Source organism: Pseudomonas sp. GW821-FHT09C08, from assembly GCF_059418125.1.
The window spans coordinates 394,446-413,730 of record NZ_JBWKPG010000005.1; the positions used below are offsets into that span (position 1 = coordinate 394,446).

Genomic DNA, 19,285 nt, shown 5'->3' on the forward strand with positions numbered 1-19,285 from the left:
ATCTTGGGGTCTTTTAGGGGTTGGGAGTCAGACGAGCAGCAGCGCATCGAGTTTACCCGCGCGCTCCAGGGCGAACAGGTCATCGCATCCACCCACATGTTTGGCGCCGATCCAGATCTGCGGCACGGATGTGCGCCCCGCCTTCTGGGCCATTTCGGCGCGCACCTGGGGTTTGCCGTCGACCTTGATCTCTTCGAAGGCAACACCCTTTTTCTCCAGCAAGGCCTTGGCCCGCATGCAGTAAGGGCACCAATCGCTGGAATACACGACAACCTGGCTCATATCACTTCACCAGCGGCAGGTTATCGGCCTTCCAGCTGCCGATACCGCCGGACAGTTTGGCGGCGGTAAAACCGCTCTTGAGCATCTCGCGGGCGTGGGTGCCGGCGTGCTGGCCTTGGGCGTCGACCAGGATGATGGTCTTGGCCTTGTATTTTTCCAGCTCGGCCAGGCGCGCGATCAACTTGTCCTGCGGAATGTTCAGGGCGCCAACGATATGACCGGCGGCAAATTCCTTGGCCGCACGGATATCCACGACAACGGCCTCATCCTTGTTGACCAGCGCGGTCAGCTCCGACGTGCTCAGGCTGCGGCCACCGCGGCTCAATTCATGAGCGATCAGCAGCGCCAGCAGGATGACGAAGGCACCCGCGAGCAGGTAGTGGGCAGTGGCAAATGCAATCAGGTGATCAACCATCAAGGAGGTTCCAGGGCGTTAAAATGGCGGTAAGTATACACAGCCGCCAAGGGGGGCCAACCCCCGTAAAGCGGTGACGTGGTCGGAACTTCGCTTTAAACTGCCACTCCCTTTTCAATTGTCTTCCTTTATTAACGCCGCGAGAGGATCTATGACTACTACGCCTAAACCTTTGGTCCTGATAATTCTCGATGGCTTTGGACACAGTGAAAGCCACCACGACAACGCCGTATACGCGGCCAGGAAGCCCGTGCTCGACCGCCTGGTCGCCACCGTTCCCAACGGCCTGATCTCCGGTTCCGGCATGGACGTGGGCCTGCCGGATGGCCAGATGGGCAACTCGGAAGTCGGCCACATGAATCTCGGCGCCGGACGAGTGGTCTACCAGGACTTCACCCGCGTGACCAAATCGATCCGCGATGGCGACTTCTTCGAGAACCCGACCATCTGCGCAGCAGTCGATAAAGCCGTCGCGGCCGGCAAGGCCGTGCACTTCATGGGCCTGCTCTCGGACGGCGGCGTGCACAGCCACCAGGACCACCTGATCGCGATGGCCGAGCTGGCTTTCAAGCGCGGCGCCGACAAAATCTACCTGCACGCCTTCCTGGACGGCCGCGACACTCCGCCGAAAAGCGCGCAATCCTCCATCGAGCTGCTCGACGCCACCTTCGCCGCCCTGGGCAAGGGCCGCATCGCCAGCCTGGTCGGCCGTTACTTCGCCATGGACCGCGACAACCGCTGGGACCGCGTGGCACAGGCCTACAACCTGATCGTCGACGGCCAGGCCGAATTCAACGCCGCCACCGCCCAGGAAGGCCTGGAAGCCGCCTACGCGCGTGGCGAGAGCGATGAATTCGTCAAGGCCACCACCATCGGCGAGCCGGTGAAAGTCGAAGACGGCGACGCCGTGGTGTTCATGAACTTTCGCGCCGACCGTGCCCGCGAGCTGAGCCACGTCTTCGTCGACGCCGGTTTCAAGGACTTCGAACGCGCGCGCCAGCCGAAAGTCGAGTTCGTGATGCTCACCCAATACGCCGCCAACATCCCGGCCCCGTCGGCTTTCGCCCCGGGCAGCCTGGAAAACGTGCTGGGCGACTACCTGGCGAAAAACGGCAAGACCCAGCTGCGGATCGCCGAAACCGAGAAGTATGCCCACGTGACCTTCTTCTTCTCCGGTGGGCGCGAAGAGCCGTTCCCGGGCGAAGAGCGCATCCTGATCCCGTCGCCAAAGGTCGCCACCTACGACTTGCAGCCGGAAATGAGCGCGCCGGAAGTCACCGACAAGATCGTCGACGCCATCGACAACCAGCGTTATGACGTGATCGTGGTCAACTACGCCAACGGTGACATGGTCGGCCACAGCGGCAACCTCGAAGCCGCCACCAAGGCGGTGGAATGCCTGGACCTGTGCGTCGGCCGCATCGTTGACGCGCTGGAAAAAGTCGGCGGCGAAGCACTGATCACTGCCGACCACGGCAACTGCGAGCAGATGTCCGATGAATCCACAGGGCAAGCCCACACTGCCCACACCACCGAGCCAGTGCCGTTCATCTACGTCGGCAAGCGCGACCTGAAAGTGCGCGAAGGCGGCGTGCTGGCGGACGTGGCGCCGACCATGCTGAAGCTGATGGGGCTGGAGAAACCGAAAGAGATGACCGGCACTTCGATCCTGGTTTAAGTTTCGGATACACCCCAAAACAGTGTGGGAGCGGGCTTGCCCGCGATAGCGGTAGATCAGCAGATATTCATATGGCTGATCCAACGCCATCGCGGGCAAGCCCGCTCCCACATTGGTTTTGCAGAGTTTTCAAAGATGTCGTTTTGCCATACCGGCGCCACTCGGCACCTATCTTGCCTTCCAGCCCGAATTGGGCGTTTTTTTTGCGGCGCTTGGCGGGCATACTAGGCCGTCCCTTTCCCTGGTGTCGCCCGCCTCTATGCTTCGCGCCTTGATTACCCTTGCTCTTGTCTGCCTGCTCCAACCGGCATTTGCCGATGAGCGCGCACAAACCCAACAACAGTTGGACGCTACGCGTCAGGACATTACCGAGCTGAAAAAGCTGCTCGGCAAGCTCCAGGAAGAAAAATCCGGGGTACAGAAAGACCTGCGCGGCACGGAAACCGAGATGGGCAAGCTGGAGAAGCAGGTCCAGGAGCTGCAAAAAGAACTAAAGAAGAGCGAGTCGGAACTGGAGCGACTCGACGCTGAGAAAAAAAAACTCCAGAGCGCACGCGTTGAACAGCAACGCCTGATCGCGATCCAGGCCCGCGCCGCCTATCAGAGCGGCCGCCAGGAATACCTCAAGCTGCTGCTCAACCAGCAGAACCCGGAAAAATTCGCGCGCACCCTGACCTACTACGACTACCTGAGCAAGGCCCGCCTGGAGCAGTTGAAAAGCTTCAACGAGACCCTGCGCCAATTGGTCAATGTCGAACAGGAGATCGCCAACCAGCAGTCGCAGTTGCAGGACCAGAAAAACGCCCTCGACACCCAGCGCGACGAACTCGACAAGGTCCGCAAGGAACGCCAGCTGGCCCTGGCCAAGCTCAATGACGACGTGAAGGCCCGTGACGCCAAGCTGCAGGCCCGCGAGCAAGACCAGGCCGACCTGGCCAAAGTCCTCAAGACCATCGAAGAAACCCTGGCGCGCCAGGCACGCGAGGCCGAAGAAGCGCGGCAAAAGGCGTTGATCGCCCAGCAGGAAGCCGAAAAAAAGCGTCAGCGTGAGGCCGAACTGGCTGCCACCTCGGACGCTCCCGCGCCGCGTAAACCGGCACATGCGGCGCCCGGGCCGCTGGTTTCCAGCGCCGGTGAGTCGTTCGGTGGCCCTTTTGCTTCAGCTCGCGGCAAACTTCCATGGCCAGTTGATGGTCGATTACTGGCACGCTTCGGTGAAACCCGTGGCGATGACACCCGCGCCAAGTGGGATGGGGTGATGATCAGCGCCTCCGCCGGCAGCCAGGTGCATGCCGTTCACGGTGGGCGCGTGGTGTTCGCCGATTGGCTGCGGGGCGCCGGTTTGTTGGTGATTCTTGACCACGGTAATGGCTATTTGAGCCTTTACGGCCACAATCAGACTTTACTCAAGTCGGCAGGTGATGTTGTAAAAGCCGGTGAATCCATCTCCACTGTGGGTAACAGTGGTGGCCAGGACACCCCGGCGCTGTACTTCGCTATTCGTCAGCAGGGCCGCCCGAGCGACCCTGCACAATGGTGCAGAACCCAAGGATAAGGGTTGCATCTACATTAGGAGTTCGTTCGACATGCTGCATTTGTCCCGCCTCACTTCGCTGGCCCTGACGATCGCCCTGGTGATCGGCGCGCCCCTGGCTTTCGCCGACCAGGCTGCCCCGGCTGCACCCGCCGCCTCGGCCGCGACCACCAAGGCACCGTTGCCACTGGACGAATTGCGCACCTTTGCCGAGGTCATGGACCGGATCAAGGCCGCTTATGTCGAACCCGTAGACGACAAGACCCTGCTGGAAAATGCCATCAAGGGCATGCTCAGCAACCTCGATCCGCACTCCGCTTACCTGGGCCCGGAAGATTTCGCCGAGCTGCAGGAAAGCACCAGCGGTGAATTCGGCGGCCTGGGCATTGAAGTCGGCTCCGAAGACGGCAATATCAAGGTCGTCTCGCCGATCGATGACACCCCGGCCTCCAAGGCCGGCATCCAGGCCGGCGACTTTATCGTCAAGATCAACGGCCAGCCGACCCGCGGCCAGACCATGACCGAAGCCGTCGACAAGATGCGCGGCAAGATCGGCCAGAAAATCACCCTGACCCTGGTGCGCGACGGCGGCAACCCGTTCGACGTGACCCTTACCCGCGCCACCATCGTGGTCAAGAGCGTGAAGAGCCAGCTGCTGGAGTCGGGCTACGGCTACATCCGTATCACCCAGTTCCAGGTCAAGACCGGCGACGAAGTGGCCAAGGCCCTGGCCAAGCTGCGCAAGGACAACGGCAAGAAACTCAGCGGTATCGTGCTCGACCTGCGCAACAACCCCGGCGGCGTGCTGCAGTCGGCGGTGGAAGTGGTCGACCATTTCATCACCAAAGGCCTGATCGTCTACACCAAGGGCCGTATCGCCAACTCCGAGTTGCGCTTCTCGGCGACCGGCAACGACCTCAGCGAAAACGTGCCACTGGCCGTGCTGATCAACGGCGGCAGCGCCTCGGCATCGGAAATCGTCGCCGGCGCCCTGCAGGACCAGAAGCGCGGCGTGCTGATGGGCACCACCAGCTTCGGCAAAGGCTCGGTGCAAACCGTGCTGCCGCTGAACAATGACCGCGCGCTGAAAATCACCACCGCGCTGTACTACACGCCGAATGGTCGTTCGATCCAGGCCCAGGGCATCGTGCCCGACATCGAAGTGCGCAAGGCCAAGATCACCAACGAGATCGACAGCGAGTACTACAAAGAGGCTGACCTGCAAGGTCACCTGGGCAATGGCAACGGCGGCGCCGACCAGCCAACCGGCAGCGGCACCAAAGCCAAGCCGATGCCGCAGGACGACGATTACCAGTTGGCCCAGGCGCTGAGCCTGCTCAAGGGCCTGAGCATCACACGCAGCCGTTGATATGCGCTTTGCCCTGATCCTCGCTGTGCTGTGCAGCCTGGCGGGAGTCGCTCACGCGGCCCCCGCCAGCGAGCCCCACAAAGCCTACCTGACCCTCATCATCGACGACCTCGGGCAAAACCTGGCCCGGGATCGTCGCGTGCTGGCCCTGCCTGGGCCGGTCACCACCGCGATCATGCCCGACACGCCCCACGCTGCCGAATTCGCCCGTGAAGCGCACAAGGCTGGCAAGATCGTGATCCTGCACATGCCCATGGACCCGGCCACCGGCCCGTTCGCCTGGCACCCCGAGCTGCCCATCGAAGAACTCGGCAAGCGCCTGGACGCCGCCTTCAAGGCCGTGCCCTACACCGCCGGTATCAACAACCACATGGGCAGCCGCATGACCGCCCAGCCGGCCGCCATGGCCTGGTTGATGGCCGAGCTGCAGCGGCGCAACAAATTCTTCGTCGACAGCCGCACCAGCGCACAAACCGTCGCCGCCGCCGAAGCACAGAAGATCGGCCTGGCGCATGTCTCGCGAGACGTGTTCCTCGACGATGAACGCACCGAAGCAGCAATCACCACGCAACTGCAAACCGCGATCAAGCTGGCGCACAAACAGGGTTCGGCGGTGATGATCGGCCACCCTTATCCACAGACCCTGGCGGTGCTGGAGCGCGAGCTACCCAAGCTCAAGGCCCAGGGGGTCGACTGGATTGATATCAAGCTGATGATCAGCGTGCGCGGCAACCAGGCGATGGCCGGGCACGGCAAGAATGGTATTTACCGCTGACGAACCACTGTGGGGGCTGGCTTGCCAGTGATAGCGGGGCATCATTCAGCTGCTTCAGTGACTGACCCAGCGCTTTCGCGGGCAAGCCCGCTCCCACATTTTTTGGGCGTGTTTAGGCCGCTGATTGGGTAGCGCAATCTGTGGGAGCTGGCTTGCCTGAGGTCGCGGTGCATCAGTCAGCAGCTTCAGTGACTGACCTGGCGCTTTCGCGGGCAAGCCCGCTCCCACATTTTTTGGGCGTGTTTAGCCTGCTGATTGTGTAGCGCAATTTGTGGGAGCCTGGCTTGCCAGCGATGGCGGGGCATCAGTCAGCAGCTTCAGTGACTGACCCGGCGCTTTCGCGGGCAAGCCCGCTCCCACATTTTTTGGGCGTGTTTAGGCTGCTGATTGTGTAGCGCAGTCGGTAGGAGCCTGGTTTGCCAGCGATGGCGGGGCATCAGTCAGTAGCTTCAGTGACTGACCTGGCGCTTTCGCGGGCAAGCCCGCTCCCACATTTTTTGGGCGTGTTTAGGCCGCTGATTGTGCAGTGCAGTCGGTGGGAGACTGGCTTGCCTGCTCCCATAGAAGTGCTCGCCAGTTAAAGATAGTTCGCCATGATCTGGTCGACGACGCCGTCTTTACGCAACTGGTCCAGCGCGGCCTGCAGCTTGGCCACCAGTTCGTCAGGGACCTCCTTGTTCAACGCGAGGTAAAGCTGCGCACTGTTGAACCGCAGCACGGTCTTGAGCCCGGTCACACCGACCTGACGCGCCAGGTAACGCCCGGCAGGATCACCGGTGGCCCAGAGGTCGATCTGGCCATCCATGAGCTTTTGCGCGTTGTCCTGGTCGCGCAGTACCACCAGCGGGTTGAGCCCCTGTTTCTCAAGGGTCTCGGCGATCGCATCACCCTTGTAGGCGCCGATCTTGTAGCGGCGCGCGTGCTCCAGGTCGGACAGTTGGATCTTGCTGTCAGCCTTGGCCAGCATCACCCAATCATCCGGGCCGATCGGGCCGACCCACTTGAACAGCGCCTCGCGGTCCGGCAGTCGCGCCATCACGAATACGCCGTAGCCAGGCTTTTCCAGGGCGAGTTTGTAGATTCGCTCCCAAGGGAAACGCAGCGTGAGGTTGTAGGATATGCCGGCGCGCTTGAAGGTCTCGCGGACGATGTCCACGGCGATGCCTTCGATGTTTTCTTCCTTGGCGAAGTTCTTGCCGTTCTTGGCCATGTTGTAGGGCGGGAAATTTTCCGTCAGCAACACCAGGGCGGCGTCAGACGGTTCTTCGGCGTGGGCCGAGCCTGCCAACAAAAGGGAAGTACTGGCGAGGGCGAGCAGCAGGGTCTTGAACATGAAGGCTACCGGAATCCATGGCAAGCGCAGAGAGTGCCGCGCGCCCGCCATGGTGTCCAGCAACGTTTAGCGAACGACGATACCGCGCGCTGCCATGTAGGCCTTGGCCTCGGGAACGGTGTATTCGCCAAAGTGGAAAATACTCGCCGCCAGCACCGCGCTGGCGTGGCCTTCGATCACGCCGTCAGCCAGGTGCTGCAGGTTGCCGACGCCGCCGGAAGCGATCACCGGGATACCCAGCGCGTCGCTGATGGCGCGCGTCACGCCCAGGTCGAAGCCATTTTTCATGCCGTCCTGGTCCATGCTGGTCAGCAGGATTTCACCGGCGCCCAGGCCTTCCATTTTCATCGCCCACTCCACCGCGTCCAGGCCGGTCGGCTTTCGACCGCCGTGAGTGAAGATCTCCCAGCGCGGGGTTTCGCCCGGGGCGGAGACTTTCTTCGCATCAATGGCGACCACGATGCACTGCGAGCCGAAGTGCTGCGCGGCTTCGCCGACGAACTCCGGGTTGAACACCGCAGCAGTGTTGATCGAGACCTTGTCCGCGCCCGCATTGAGCAGGTTGCGGATGTCTTGCACGGTGCGCACGCCGCCGCCCACGGTCAGCGGGATGAACACCTGGCTGGCCATGCGCTCGACGGTATGCAGCGTGGTGTCGCGGCCGTCGACGCTGGCGGTGATGTCGAGGAAGGTAATCTCGTCGGCACCTTGCTCGTCATAGCGACGCGCGATTTCCACCGGGTCGCCGGCATCACGGATGTTCTCGAACTTGACGCCCTTGACCACGCGACCGTTGTCGACGTCCAGGCAAGGGATGATGCGTCTGGCTAAAGCCATTGACTTAATCTCCGATTAAGAAGCTTCAAGCTACAAGCGGCAAGCTGGAGCAGGTGTGCTTTGACTTGCAGCTTTCAGCTTACGACTTGGAGCTGTTCGCGTAGGCATCGCAGTAAGCCTGGGCTTCGGCGACGTCCAGGGTACCTTCGTAGATCGCGCGGCCGGTGATGGCGCCGATGATCCCGGGAGCCTTGGCGTCCAGCAGCGACTTGATGTCGCCCAGGTTGTGGATGCCGCCGGAAGCGATCACCGGGATTTTCGTCGCCGCAGCCAGTGCCGCAGTGAACGGCACGTTGCAGCCCTGCATCATGCCGTCTTTGGCGATGTCGGTATAAACGATGGCGGACACGCCGTCGGCTTCGAACTGCTTGGCCAGGTCGATCACCTGCACGGTGCTGATTTCAGCCCAGCCGTCGGTGGCGACGAAACCGTCCTTGGCGTCCAGGCCCACGATCACCTTGCCCGGGAACGCGCGGCAAGCTTCGGCGACGAACGCCGGATCCTTCACGGCCTTGGTGCCGATGATCACGTAGCTCACGCCCGCCTTGACGTAGTGCTCGATGGTTTCCAGGGAGCGGATACCGCCGCCGATCTGGATCGGCAGGTTCGGGTAGCGCTTGGCGATCGCGGTCACGACTTCGCCATTGACGGGCTGGCCTTCGAAGGCGCCGTTCAAGTCCACCAGATGCAGACGACGGCAGCCACCTTCCACCCATTTGGCAGCCATGCTCACCGGGTCATCGGAGAACACGGTGGAGTCTTCCATGCGGCCCTGGCGCAGGCGTACACAAGCGCCGTCCTTGAGATCGATAGCGGGGATAATCAGCATGCTTTTTCCTTCGTCAAAAGAGTTGCGAGTTGCGAGCTATAAGCTGCAAGCAAGCACGCGTATCAATTCTTGCAGCTTGGCGCCTGACGCTCTCAGCTGCTCTTTTCAAGCGACCACAGGTCGCTTTCGATGCTTTCGAACCTTTCTTTAAGGAGCGTCTGCGTGTCGAAAATCGCCCTGTTGTAATAGTGCGGAGCCACTTCGGTGGTGAACAACTCAAGGATCTCGGCGACCTCGAACGAGCCCAGCTTGAGCTCGAAACGGTCTTCCATGAAGCGCTTGATCTTGAGGATCGCCTCACCCTCCTGCTCAGGCGTGAGGTTGAGCACCGGCAGCTTCGGCTTCTTGGCCATTTACCAGCGACCGTCCCAGGCGGCGAAGTTCTGCAGCAACTGCAGGCCATGGGTATGGCTCTTCTCCGGGTGGAACTGCACGGCAAACCGCGAGCCCTCGGCCAGCGCGGCGGCGAAGTCGACGCCATAATGCCCGCCACCCACCACCTGGCGCGGGTTACCGGCGGCGATGTAGTAGCTGTGCACGAAGTAGAAACGCGCCATGTCAGGGATTTCGTGCCACAACGGGTGGTCGACGGTGCGACGCACTTCGTTCCAGCCCATGTGCGGGACCTTCAGGTGTTCGCCGTCTTCATACAGGTCTTTGCCGAAGAACTTCACCTGGCCTGGGAACAGGCCGATGCAGTCGACGCCGTCGTTCTCTTCACTGCTGTCGAGCAAGGCTTGCATGCCCACGCAGATGCCGAGGAACGGGCGATCCTGGCTGACTTCGCGCACCAGGCTGTCAAAGCCCAGGCGACGGATCTCGGCCATGCAATCGCGAATCGCACCGACGCCCGGGAACACCACGCGATCGGCTTCGCGAATCACGTTGGCATCGCTGGTGATCAGCACCTTGCCGGCACCGACGTGCTCGAGGGCCTTGGCCACCGAGTGCAGGTTACCCATGCCGTAATCGATAACCGCGACCGTCTGCATTACAGGACGCCCTTGGTCGATGGCATTTGCCCGGCCATGCGCTCATCAAGCTCGACAGCCATGCGCAGCGCGCGGCCGAAGGCCTTGAACACGGTTTCGATCTGGTGGTGGGTGTTGGTGCCGCGCAGGTTGTCGATGTGCAGGCTAACCAGTGCGTGGTTGACGAAGCCCTGGAAGAATTCCTGGAACAGGTCAACGTCAAACCCGCCTACGGTGGCGCGGGTGTAGGGCACATGCATCTGCAGGCCTGGGCGGCCGGAGAAGTCGATGACCACGCGCGACAACGCTTCGTCCAGCGGGACATAGGCGTGGCCGTAGCGACGGATGCCTTTCTTGTCGCCGATGGCCTTGGCAAATGCCTGGCCCAGGGTGATGCCTACGTCTTCCACCGTATGGTGGTCGTCGATATGCAGGTCGCCCTTGCTGACGATATCCAGGTCGATCAGCCCGTGACGGGCGATCTGGTCCAGCATGTGCTCAAGAAAAGGTACACCGATATCAAATCGGGCCTTTCCGGTGCCATCCAGGTTGATCGAGGCTTTGATCTGGGTTTCCAGAGTGTCGCGCTCGACGGACGCCTTACGTTCGGCCATCACCAGCTCCGCAAAATCATTGGGCGAAAAAGGCAGCCATTATAGGGGCGCGGGCGCTAAACAGAAACATCGGAGGGGATAAGACTGATGGAGTGTCGACGATAGACATGTGCATACAAGCAGGCGCCCCAACATGGTGCACCCGAGGTATTTACTCGAATGCCGTCGGCGGCTTCGCTGTAACATGAACGCAACGTTTAAAACCTGATGAACTGAACAGTGACAATACCCAGAGTCTTAAGGCGCAGCGGCATTCTCCTCTTGTGGGCACTCACCTACTACGTGACCGGCGTCGCCTCGCTGGCCTTTGCTGATCCTGTCTCGGGCATGGCGATCATCTGGTTCCCGGCGGGTGTTTCGGTATCAGCCTTCCTCAGTTCGAAACGCGCACACTGGCCGCTGCTGTTCCTGGTGTTGCTGGCCGCGCGAGTGTTGCTGGATGAGCCAGGCTGGCAACACTTACCGGTCGCCGTGGCACTTTCGGCCCAGGCGCTGGCGGGCTCGGTGGCGATTGCCTGGCTGGTTCGGCGCTTCGCCCGGCGTGGCGACGACCTGCACGCCATCGTGCTATGGCTGCTGGCAACCGTGGCCGTGTGTGGCGCCGAGGCATTGCTGAGGAAAGCCTGGCTGATACTGGCCGGGGAGGCCTCGTCGCATACGCTGATGAGCAACTGGATGGCCGGCGTCAACGGCGTATTCTTCGCGACCGTCGTGGTGATGAACGTACTGACCCGCAACCTGCGCGACGTCGCCCTCAGCGCGCGCGAGAAATGGGCCGGCGCCGTGTGCGTGGCGCTGCTGGCCGTGATGACCTGGTACGTGTTCGGCACGACGCCGCACTGGCTCACCGACATGCTGGACACCGACGCCGGTGCTGCGCTGTATTTCATCCTCGCCTGCCTGCCCATCGCCCTCACCCTCGCCGTCTGCGTGACATGGCGCAGCCCCGGTGGCTCGCTCGCGCTGCTGGTCCTGGGCAGTATCGTGGTCAATTACACCGATCAGCAGACAGGCCCGTTTTATGTGCCCGGCCTGCTGGAAGGTGAACCCTTGCTGCTTGCGCAAAGCTACCTGTCGATCACTGCCTTGCTGGTGGTCGCGATACGCCTGATGACCCAGGCAGCCAAGCCTTATGACCCGCAAAGCGGCCGCCTGGCGGGTGATGGCGTGATGTACCAACTGCACCCCGGCACGGGGGAAATCCTCTGGGACGACAACCTTGCAACGCTCCTGGATGTGAGCACCCTGCCACTGGGCACCGTGCAACAGGTCCTGGAACGCGTGCATCCCGAGGATCGCGACCAGCTCAAGCGCCACTGGACACCGGCCACCCACGCGCGCGCCGCCTCATTGGCGTTTCGCATCGACAAGGGCAACGGTGACTGGCTGACCCTTTATGACCAGAGCCCCGGCGCCCTGCGTGATGCCCACGGCCAAGTGATTGTCGGCAACTGGCAACCGAGTCGTTATGACTGACCCCATGACTATTGCCGACCCGCGCCTACCTGTACGAGTACCTTCATGATCCAGATTGCTTTACTGCTGTTCGGCGCAGAATTCGTCCGTTCCAAGTTCTGGTTTCTCGGCCTGGTCGGTATCGTCTGGGGCGCGCTGGGCCTTGGCGTGATGATTGATGGGCTGGATGGCGAGCTGTATTTCCCGCTGCGCGCGTTCGGGTTGATGTTGCTGCTCGAAAGCATTGTCACCCTGAGCGTGGCCGCCAGCGGCGTGGGCACTCAGCGGGCCGTGCTGTATTTCAAGGGCGGCATCTGCTTCTTCGTCGCGGTGCTGATTCTGGCCGACAAGGTCTACAGCAACCTGCTGCTGGCGATCATCTTCGGCTTCACCTACTTCGTGATCGGCCTGCTGACCATCACCTCGGCCTGGGTAGTGAGGTTCCCGCATTGGCGCACATCACTGATCAGCGGCGGCGCGCAGGTGGTGTTTGCGGGGTTGCTGGTCAGTCCCTATCCGATTGCCAACAGTGCAACGGTGTCGTTTTTCCTCGGCGCATTGATGATCGTCAGCGGCTTGAACACCGTACGGATCGCGCGTCGCGTCCGGCGCCTGCGCCACGGCACCTCGACGTTCGAGTTGCTCGCGCCCAGGGACCTGCTGTCGGACTTCAAGAAGTTGCCGCCGCAAGCACCGCTCGAACAGCAGGAGCCCGAACCTGCCTGCAACGATCCGCTGGTGGTGCATATCTGGACACCGGAAGGCACCGCGAGCGCCACGACGATCCCGCGCCCGATCATCAACCGCTACATCGCAGCGGTGGATGCGCAAGGCGTGATTTCCACCGGGCATGCGGCCCTTGAACTGTCGCCCTCGGTGTACCTGAGCCTGTACCCGGTCGCCGACATCGATCGCTCGCCGTCAGAGTTTTTCCGCATCCTCAAGGCCACGCGCAACAACGACGTGCCCGGCACATTCCAGCCGGACTACGCCACCGAAGTCGCCAACTGGTGCGACTCAGACCGCAAGATCGTGTTTCATCGGTACAGCCGCAAGGCGCTGATTGAGTTCTCGACCCACTATCGGCAACAGGCCACCTACAACCTGACCTATCGCAACTGCTCGAGCAGCGTGGCATTTGCGTTGGAAGCCTCGATGGATGGCGTGCTGTCGGAGCGGTCCCGGCGTTGGCGCTCGGTACTGCAGACCTTGCTGATGCCCGAGCTGTGGATTGCCGCGCAAGTACGCAAGCGCGCCATGACGATGGCGTGGACACCCGGATTGGTAATGGACTATGCCCGCGCGTTGCGAGTGATTGTGCATCCGGTGCCGCAGCCATGGTTTCAACGGATTCCATGGCGCGGCACTGCGGCCAAGGCCGCACCTGACAAGAAACAGGACTAGCACGGCCGGATGCCCGGCCCCCACTCACCTTGCGTGAAAGGGCGCCGGGAAACCGCGTATCAGTGGAACAGTACCGCGGTCTTTTGCAGGGTCACCCACACACCCCACGCCAACGGAATACCCACCACCAGCCAGGCGGCGATCGCCAACGGCTTGCTGCCCGCAGACGCCTTCCACTCCAGCGACGTAGAGGCATCGGTACCTTTGTCATGACCCAGCGCCTGTTCGGCGGCCAGTTCGGCATCGGTCATGAAGTACTTGTCGGCCACCGGACGCACCAGCAGGTTGCAGAGGAAACCCAGCACCAGCAGGCCCGCGAGGATGTACAAGGTGATGTCGTAGGCCGCAGCGCGATCCACGCCGATGCTCAACTGGTACTCACGCAGGTAGTTCACCAACACCGGGCCGAGTACGCCCGCAGCGGCCCAGGCGGTCAGCAGGCGACCGTGGATCGCGCCGACCATCTGGGTGCCGAACAGGTCGGCCAGGTAAGCCGGGACGGTCGCAAAACCACCGCCGTACATCGACAGGATGATGCAGAACGCGGCCACGAACAGCGCCACGTTGCCCAGGTGCCCCAGGTTCGGGATCAGCGCGTACAGGGCAAAGCCCAGGGCGAAGAACACGAAGTAGGTATTTTTACGCCCCAGGTAGTCGGAGAACGACGCCCAGAAGAACCGGCCACCGATGTTGAACAGGCTCAACAGGCCGGTGAAGCCTGCGGCAATTGCCGCAATTGAAGCCAACTGACCGGCATCAAGCTGGCCGAATGGCACGTCCACACCCAGCAACTTGCCGCCGAAGACTTCCTGCAGCAGCGGCGAAGCCATGCCGAGGATGCCGATACCGGCGGACACGTTCAGGCACAGCACCAGCCACACCAGGCGAAATTGCGGGGTTTTCCACGCCACATTCACGTGCACGTGACGGTGGGTGATCATCGCGTTGCTGGCTTTTTTCGCCGGTGCGGTCCAGCCCTCAGGCTTCCAGCCGGTCGGCGGAACGCGGTACAGCAGCGCGCCGGCGATCATGAACACGAAGTAAATCGCCGCCATGACCACAAAGCTCTGCCACACGCCCACGCTGGTCGGCGTGGCAAAGTGACCCATCAGCGCTGCTGCCAGGGGAGCGCCAACCATTGCGCCGCCGCCGAAGCCCATGATCGCCATGCCGGTGGCCATGCCGCGCTTGTCCGGGAACCACTTGATCAGGGTCGACACCGGCGAGATATAGCCCAGGCCCAGGCCGATACCGCCAATGACCCCGGAGCCGATCCACATCAGCCAGATCTGGTGGGTATAGATACCCAGCGCCGAGATCAACAGGCCGCCACACCAGCACAGGGCCGATACAACCCCGGCTTTACGAGGCCCGGCATGTTCCAGCCAGCCGCCCCAGATCGCTGCCGAGCAGCCGAGGAAAATGAAGAACAGGGTGTAGATCCAGCCCAGCATGGAGATGGGCCAGTCGCATTGGGACGAGAAGACTTGGGCGATGAACCCCATGTCCGGCGCACAGGCGACCGGCTTGGTGATGCCCAGTGCCTTGGACAGTGGCAGCCAGAACACCGAGAAACCGTAGGCCATGCCGATGCACAAGTGGATGGCCAGGGCGGCCGGTGGAACCAGCCAGCGGTTGAACCCGGGCTTGGCGATAATGCGCTCCTTGGACAGGAACGCAGGCTGTGCGGCAGTATGACCTGCTGCAGTGCTAGTGCTCATTGGTGTTTCCCCCAGTTGTTAGTATGTGTCCGTCAGGCGCTCTCTCCCTCGGCCTTGCACGCAAAGCGTTGGCCGTTGTTGTTGAGTAAAGCTCCTTTTAAGCGCGACGCTGTGTCGCAGAAGGCAGACGAACCTGCGCAGATTAGCACCTGTGGATGACAGAAAAACCAAACTGATATCACCTTTTTCAGGAAATCTGTTTTGTTTGACGCCAGAAACCCGTTCCCGCGCCCCTGGATACAATGTAACGATCCGCGAACTGACGCGGGCCGTCGGGCGTTATACTCTGCGGCTAAATTTTGAAATCGACATACAAGGACTCGCCCATGAAAGCGTTCGGCAAAATCCTGGGTCTGGTACTTCTCGGGCTGTTGCTGATCATTGTGGCTCTGGGCTTTGCCCTGACCCATCTCTTCGATCCCAACGACTATAAAGACGAGATTCGCCAGATAGCCCGCGACAAGGCCCACATCGAGCTGACGCTCAATGGCGATATCGGCTGGAGCTTGTTCCCCTGGCTCGGCCTTGAACTGCACGAAGCCAGCGTCGCGACCCTGACCAACCCGACTCAGCCGTTCGCCGACCTGCAGATGCTGGGCCTGTCGGTGCGCGTGCTGCCGCTGCTGCGCCGCGAAGTGCAGATGAGCGACGTGCGTGTCGAAGGCCTCAACCTGCGCCTGACCCGCGACAAGCAAGGCCACGGCAACTGGGAAGACATCGGCAAGAACGTGTCGTCGGCCAGCACCGGCGCACCCGCTCCGACCGAGCAACCTGCCGAGACCGAGCCGGAAAAACCGTCAAAGCCGATCCGCCTGGATATCGACAGCCTGACGGTCAACAACGCCCGCATCGAATACAACGATGAACAGACCGGCAAGCAGTTCAGCGCCGAAAGCATCCAATTGAGCGCCGGTGCCGTGCACGAAGGCGCGAGCATTCCGGTGAAGCTCACCGCCTTCTTCGGCAGCAACCAGCCGGTGATGCGCGTCAAGACCGAGCTCAACGGCAACCTGCGCATCCAGCGCGCCCTCAAGCGCTACCAGTTCGAGGACATGAAAATCACCGGCGAAGCCACGGGCGAGCCGCTGCAAGGCAAGACAGTGACCTTCTCCACCCAGGGTCAGTTGCTGGTGGACCAGGCGGCGAATATCGCCGAGTGGACCAACCTGAAGCTGTCGGCCAACCAACTGCGCGCCTTGGGCGAGCTGAAGGTCAATGACCTGGACAAGACCCCGCAATTCAGCGGCGCGCTGTCCATTGCCCAGTTTGACCTGGCCAAGTTCCTCGACAGTGTCGGCCACCCGTTGCCGCCGATGGCGGACGGCAGCCTGAGCAAGGTCGAGCTGGTCAGCCGCCTCAAGGGCACGCCAAACAGCCTGGCGCTGGAAGACCTGAACCTGAAACTCGACGGCAGCACCTTCACCGGCCGCGTTGCCGTGGACGATTTCGCCAAGCAGTCGCTGCGGGTTCAGCTCAAGGGCGACACCTTCAACGCTGACAACTACCTGCCGGCCAAGTCCGACTCCGCCAAAGGCGCGAGCGCCGCCCGCCAGGCCGAGGTGCAGAACAGCGAAGCCGGGGCCATGGCCGCCGGTGGCACTACACCGCTGCCGGACGCGCCCACCAAAGGCGCCTGGAGCACCGACAAGCTGCTGCCGCTGACGCACCTGCGCACCCTGGACATAGACGCCGACCTCGCCTTCGGCCAGCTGACGCTGAGCAAGCTGCCGATCCAGAACGCGGCACTGAAAGCCTCCGGCGTCGACGGCCAACTCAAGCTGGACACCCTCAGCGGCGGTCTCTACAACGGCACGTTCCAGGCCAACGGCAACCTCGATGTGCGCCAGGACATCCCGGTCCTCGCGCTGCAGACGCATATCAAGCAGGTGCCGGTTGAACGCATCCTGCAGGCCCAGGGGCAGAACCCGCCGGTCAAGGGCCAGATCACCCTCGACAGCAACCTCAACGGCCGTGGCAACAGCCAGAAGGCGCTGATCGACAGCCTCAACGGCACCGCCAGCTTTGTGATCAACAACGGTGTGCTGCTCAACGCCAACCTCGAACAGCAACTGTGCACCGGCATCGCCCTGCTCAACCGCAAGACCCTGAGCACCACGCCCCAGGGCAAGGACACGCCCTTCCAGGAACTGCGCGGCAACCTGACATTCCGTAACGGCGTGGCCAGCAACCCCGACCTGAAAGTGCGCATTCCAGGGTTGACGGTCAACGGCAACGGCGACGTCGACTTGCGCGTACTCGGCATGGATTACCGCGTCGGCATCATCGTCGAAGGCGACCAGCGCGATACGCCGGACCCGGCCTGCCAGGTCGGCTCCAACTTCCAGAACATCGAAGTGCCGCTGCGTTGCCGTGGCCCGCTGGAACTGGGCGCCAAGGCCTGCCGCCTGGACAAGGACGGCCTGAGCCAGGTCGCGATCAAGGCAGCCGGCAACAAGCTCAGCGAGAAGCTGGAAGAGAAACTCGACAAGGTAAACCCGCAGTTGAAAGACGCGTTGAAAGGCCTGTTCAAACGATGAGAAACGAGCAGTTTTCAGAGGCCGTACTCAACTGGTACGACCGCCACGGTCGCCATGACCTGCCCTGGCAACAGGGCATCACGCCTTACCGGGTGTGGGTCTCGGAGATCATGCTGCAGCAGACCCAGGTGAGCACCGTGCTCAACTACTTCGACCGCTTCATGGCTTCGTTGCCAACGGTCGAGGCCCTGGCTGCCGCGCCGGAAGATGAAGTGCTGCACCTGTGGACCGGCCTGGGGTACTACACCCGGGCGCGCAACCTGCAAAAGACCGCGAAGATCGTCGTGGCCGAGTACGGCGGCGAGTTTCCCCGGGATGTCGAAAAGCTCACCGAACTGCCGGGCATCGGCCTGTCTACCGCCGGCGCAATCGCCAGCCTGAGCATGGGTCTGCGCGCGCCGATCCTCGACGGCAACGTCAAGCGCGTACTGGCACGCTTTACCGCGCAGGAAGGCTATCCGGGCGAGCCCAAGGTGGCGAAGCAGCTGTGGGCCACCGCAGAACGCTTCACCCCGCATGACCGCGTCAACGCCTACACCCAGGCGATGATGGACATGGGCGCCACCCTCTGCACCCGCAGCAAGCCCAGTTGCCTGCTGTGCCCGCTGGAAAAAGGCTGCGAAGCCCACATGCTCGGCCTGGAGACGCGCTACCCGATCCCCAAGCCGCGCAAGAGCATCCCGCAGAAGCGCACGCTGATGCCCTTGCTGGCCAATGCCGAAGGCGAAATCCTGCTTTACCGGCGCCCATCCACCGGCCTGTGGGGCGGTTTGTGGAGCTTGCCGGAGCTGGACGACCTCACCGACCTGGAACACCTCGCCCACCAGCACGCGCTGGCACTGGGCAAACAGCAGGAACTGCCGGGGCTGATCCACACCTTCAGCCACTTCCAGCTGGCCATCGAACCCTGGCTGGTCCAGGTCGAGGAATCCGCCCATCACGTGGCCGAGGCCGACTGGCTCTGGTATAACCTCGCCACCCCGCCGCGCCTGGGCCTTGCCGCCCCGGTCAAGAAACTGCTGAAGCGCGCGGCCGACGTATTGAATGCAGGAGTGTCGTCATGACCCGCACCGTAATGTGCCGCAAGTACAAAGAACAATTGCCCGGCCTGGAACGCCCTCCGTACCCAGGTGCGAAAGGCCAGGACATTTTCGATCACATCTCCGCCCAGGCATGGGGCGACTGGCTGAAACACCAGACGCTGCTGATCAATGAAAAACGCCTGAACATGATGAACGCCGAAGATCGTAAATACCTGTCAGGCGAAATGGACAAGTTCTTTTCCGGCGAGGATTACGCCAAGGCCGACGGCTACGTGCCGCCTGCTCAATAATTGATCAAAAACCGGGGTCGGCACGTAAGCGACGGTAATAATTAAATATTTTTTGAAAACTTGCTTGACGACCCCCTGAAAAACCCGTTTAATGCGCCCCGTTGCCCAGATAGCTCAGTCGGTAGAGCAGGGGATTGAAAATCCCCGTGTCGGCGGTTCGATTCCGTCTCTGGGCACCACTATTAAGTTTCAGGTGGT

At 61.9% G+C, this 19,285-nt stretch carries 18 protein-coding genes and 1 tRNA gene; 10 read left to right on the forward strand and 9 right to left on the reverse strand.

Annotated features, from left to right (window positions below; genetic code table 11):
* Window positions 1-27 precede the first annotated feature (27 nt).
* Together grxC and AC07OJ_RS19765 are read right to left on the reverse strand one after the other, a co-directional pair.
* On the reverse strand, window positions 28-282 hold the full coding sequence (grxC, locus tag AC07OJ_RS19760; RefSeq protein WP_065899814.1) for a glutaredoxin 3: 255 nt from the start codon (window positions 280-282) through the stop codon (window positions 28-30).
* A 1-nt stretch (window position 283) separates the two neighbouring features.
* Window positions 284-697, reverse strand: coding sequence for a rhodanese-like domain-containing protein (locus AC07OJ_RS19765; RefSeq protein ID WP_065899812.1), 414 nt, complete (start codon window positions 695-697; stop codon window positions 284-286).
* Window positions 698-848: 151 nt separating this feature from the next.
* Between AC07OJ_RS19765 and gpmI the strand changes: the two genes are divergently transcribed.
* The 4 genes from gpmI (at window position 849) to AC07OJ_RS19785 (ending at window position 6,053) form a co-directional block, all read left to right on the forward strand.
* Entirely contained in the window at window positions 849-2,375 is a 1,527-nt protein-coding gene (gpmI, locus tag AC07OJ_RS19770) for a 2,3-bisphosphoglycerate-independent phosphoglycerate mutase (RefSeq protein ID WP_106805400.1), read from the forward strand.
* 259 nt (window positions 2,376-2,634) lie between these two features.
* Entirely contained in the window at window positions 2,635-3,930 is a 1,296-nt protein-coding gene (locus AC07OJ_RS19775) for a murein hydrolase activator EnvC family protein (protein ID WP_495095020.1), read from the forward strand.
* A gap of 31 nt (window positions 3,931-3,961) precedes the next feature.
* Entirely contained in the window at window positions 3,962-5,278 is a 1,317-nt protein-coding gene (locus AC07OJ_RS19780; RefSeq protein WP_065899807.1) for a S41 family peptidase, read from the forward strand.
* Between the two features lies 1 nt (window position 5,279).
* Window positions 5,280-6,053 (forward strand): divergent polysaccharide deacetylase family protein, encoded by a 774-nt coding sequence (locus AC07OJ_RS19785; protein WP_495095021.1) that lies wholly within the window; start codon window positions 5,280-5,282, stop codon window positions 6,051-6,053.
* 577 nt (window positions 6,054-6,630) lie between these two features.
* Here AC07OJ_RS19785 and AC07OJ_RS19790 read toward each other — a convergent pair.
* The 6 genes from AC07OJ_RS19790 to hisB all read right to left on the reverse strand — a co-directional run bounded on the left by AC07OJ_RS19790 (window position 6,631) and on the right by hisB (window position 10,637).
* Window positions 6,631-7,386 (reverse strand): substrate-binding periplasmic protein, encoded by a 756-nt coding sequence (locus tag AC07OJ_RS19790; RefSeq protein ID WP_106805404.1) that lies wholly within the window; start codon window positions 7,384-7,386, stop codon window positions 6,631-6,633.
* A 66-nt stretch (window positions 7,387-7,452) separates the two neighbouring features.
* Entirely contained in the window at window positions 7,453-8,223 is a 771-nt protein-coding gene (gene hisF, locus AC07OJ_RS19795; RefSeq protein WP_065899801.1) for an imidazole glycerol phosphate synthase subunit HisF, read from the reverse strand.
* A 79-nt stretch (window positions 8,224-8,302) separates the two neighbouring features.
* Window positions 8,303-9,052: a 1-(5-phosphoribosyl)-5-[(5-phosphoribosylamino)methylideneamino]imidazole-4-carboxamide isomerase gene (gene hisA, locus AC07OJ_RS19800; RefSeq protein WP_065899799.1), complete on the reverse strand. Its 750-nt coding sequence runs from the start codon at window positions 9,050-9,052 to the stop codon at window positions 8,303-8,305.
* A 92-nt stretch (window positions 9,053-9,144) separates the two neighbouring features.
* Complete coding sequence (locus AC07OJ_RS19805) at window positions 9,145-9,405, reverse strand: DUF2164 domain-containing protein (protein WP_065899797.1); 261 nt, start codon at window positions 9,403-9,405, stop codon at window positions 9,145-9,147.
* On the reverse strand, window positions 9,406-10,044 hold the full coding sequence (hisH, locus tag AC07OJ_RS19810; protein ID WP_065899790.1) for an imidazole glycerol phosphate synthase subunit HisH: 639 nt from the start codon (window positions 10,042-10,044) through the stop codon (window positions 9,406-9,408).
* Window positions 10,044-10,637, reverse strand: coding sequence for an imidazoleglycerol-phosphate dehydratase HisB (gene hisB / locus AC07OJ_RS19815; protein ID WP_017849940.1), 594 nt, complete (start codon window positions 10,635-10,637; stop codon window positions 10,044-10,046). Before hisB ends, hisH begins: the two co-directional genes overlap by 1 nt.
* Window positions 10,638-10,898: 261 nt before the next feature.
* On the opposite strand from hisB, the gene AC07OJ_RS19820 reads away from it, so the two are divergent.
* Together AC07OJ_RS19820 and AC07OJ_RS19825 are read left to right on the forward strand one after the other, a co-directional pair.
* Entirely contained in the window at window positions 10,899-12,113 is a 1,215-nt protein-coding gene (locus AC07OJ_RS19820; protein ID WP_157955107.1) for an MASE1 domain-containing protein, read from the forward strand.
* Window positions 12,114-12,158: 45 nt separating this feature from the next.
* Entirely contained in the window at window positions 12,159-13,496 is a 1,338-nt protein-coding gene (locus AC07OJ_RS19825; RefSeq protein ID WP_065899786.1) for an HdeD family acid-resistance protein, read from the forward strand.
* A gap of 59 nt (window positions 13,497-13,555) precedes the next feature.
* On the opposite strand, the gene AC07OJ_RS19830 is transcribed toward AC07OJ_RS19825, so the two are convergent.
* A complete protein-coding gene (locus AC07OJ_RS19830) occupies window positions 13,556-15,217 on the reverse strand; it encodes an OFA family MFS transporter (RefSeq protein WP_065899784.1) in 1,662 nt (553 codons plus the stop codon).
* A 326-nt stretch (window positions 15,218-15,543) separates the two neighbouring features.
* Here AC07OJ_RS19830 and AC07OJ_RS19835 point away from each other — a divergent pair, with 326 nt between their 5' ends.
* The 4 genes from AC07OJ_RS19835 to AC07OJ_RS19850 all read left to right on the forward strand — a co-directional run bounded on the left by AC07OJ_RS19835 (window position 15,544) and on the right by AC07OJ_RS19850 (window position 19,266).
* Entirely contained in the window at window positions 15,544-17,754 is a 2,211-nt protein-coding gene (locus tag AC07OJ_RS19835) for an AsmA family protein (protein ID WP_065899782.1), read from the forward strand.
* Window positions 17,751-18,818 (forward strand): A/G-specific adenine glycosylase, encoded by a 1,068-nt coding sequence (gene mutY / locus AC07OJ_RS19840; protein ID WP_065899780.1) that lies wholly within the window; start codon window positions 17,751-17,753, stop codon window positions 18,816-18,818. Before AC07OJ_RS19835 ends, mutY begins: the two co-directional genes overlap by 4 nt.
* Window positions 18,815-19,087 (forward strand): oxidative damage protection protein, encoded by a 273-nt coding sequence (locus AC07OJ_RS19845; protein WP_065899778.1) that lies wholly within the window; start codon window positions 18,815-18,817, stop codon window positions 19,085-19,087. The genes mutY and AC07OJ_RS19845 overlap by 4 nt, the downstream gene beginning before the upstream one ends.
* Before the next feature lie 103 nt (window positions 19,088-19,190).
* Window positions 19,191-19,266: transfer RNA gene (locus AC07OJ_RS19850), tRNA-Phe, on the forward strand.
* The last annotated feature ends 19 nt before the right edge of the window (window positions 19,267-19,285 follow it).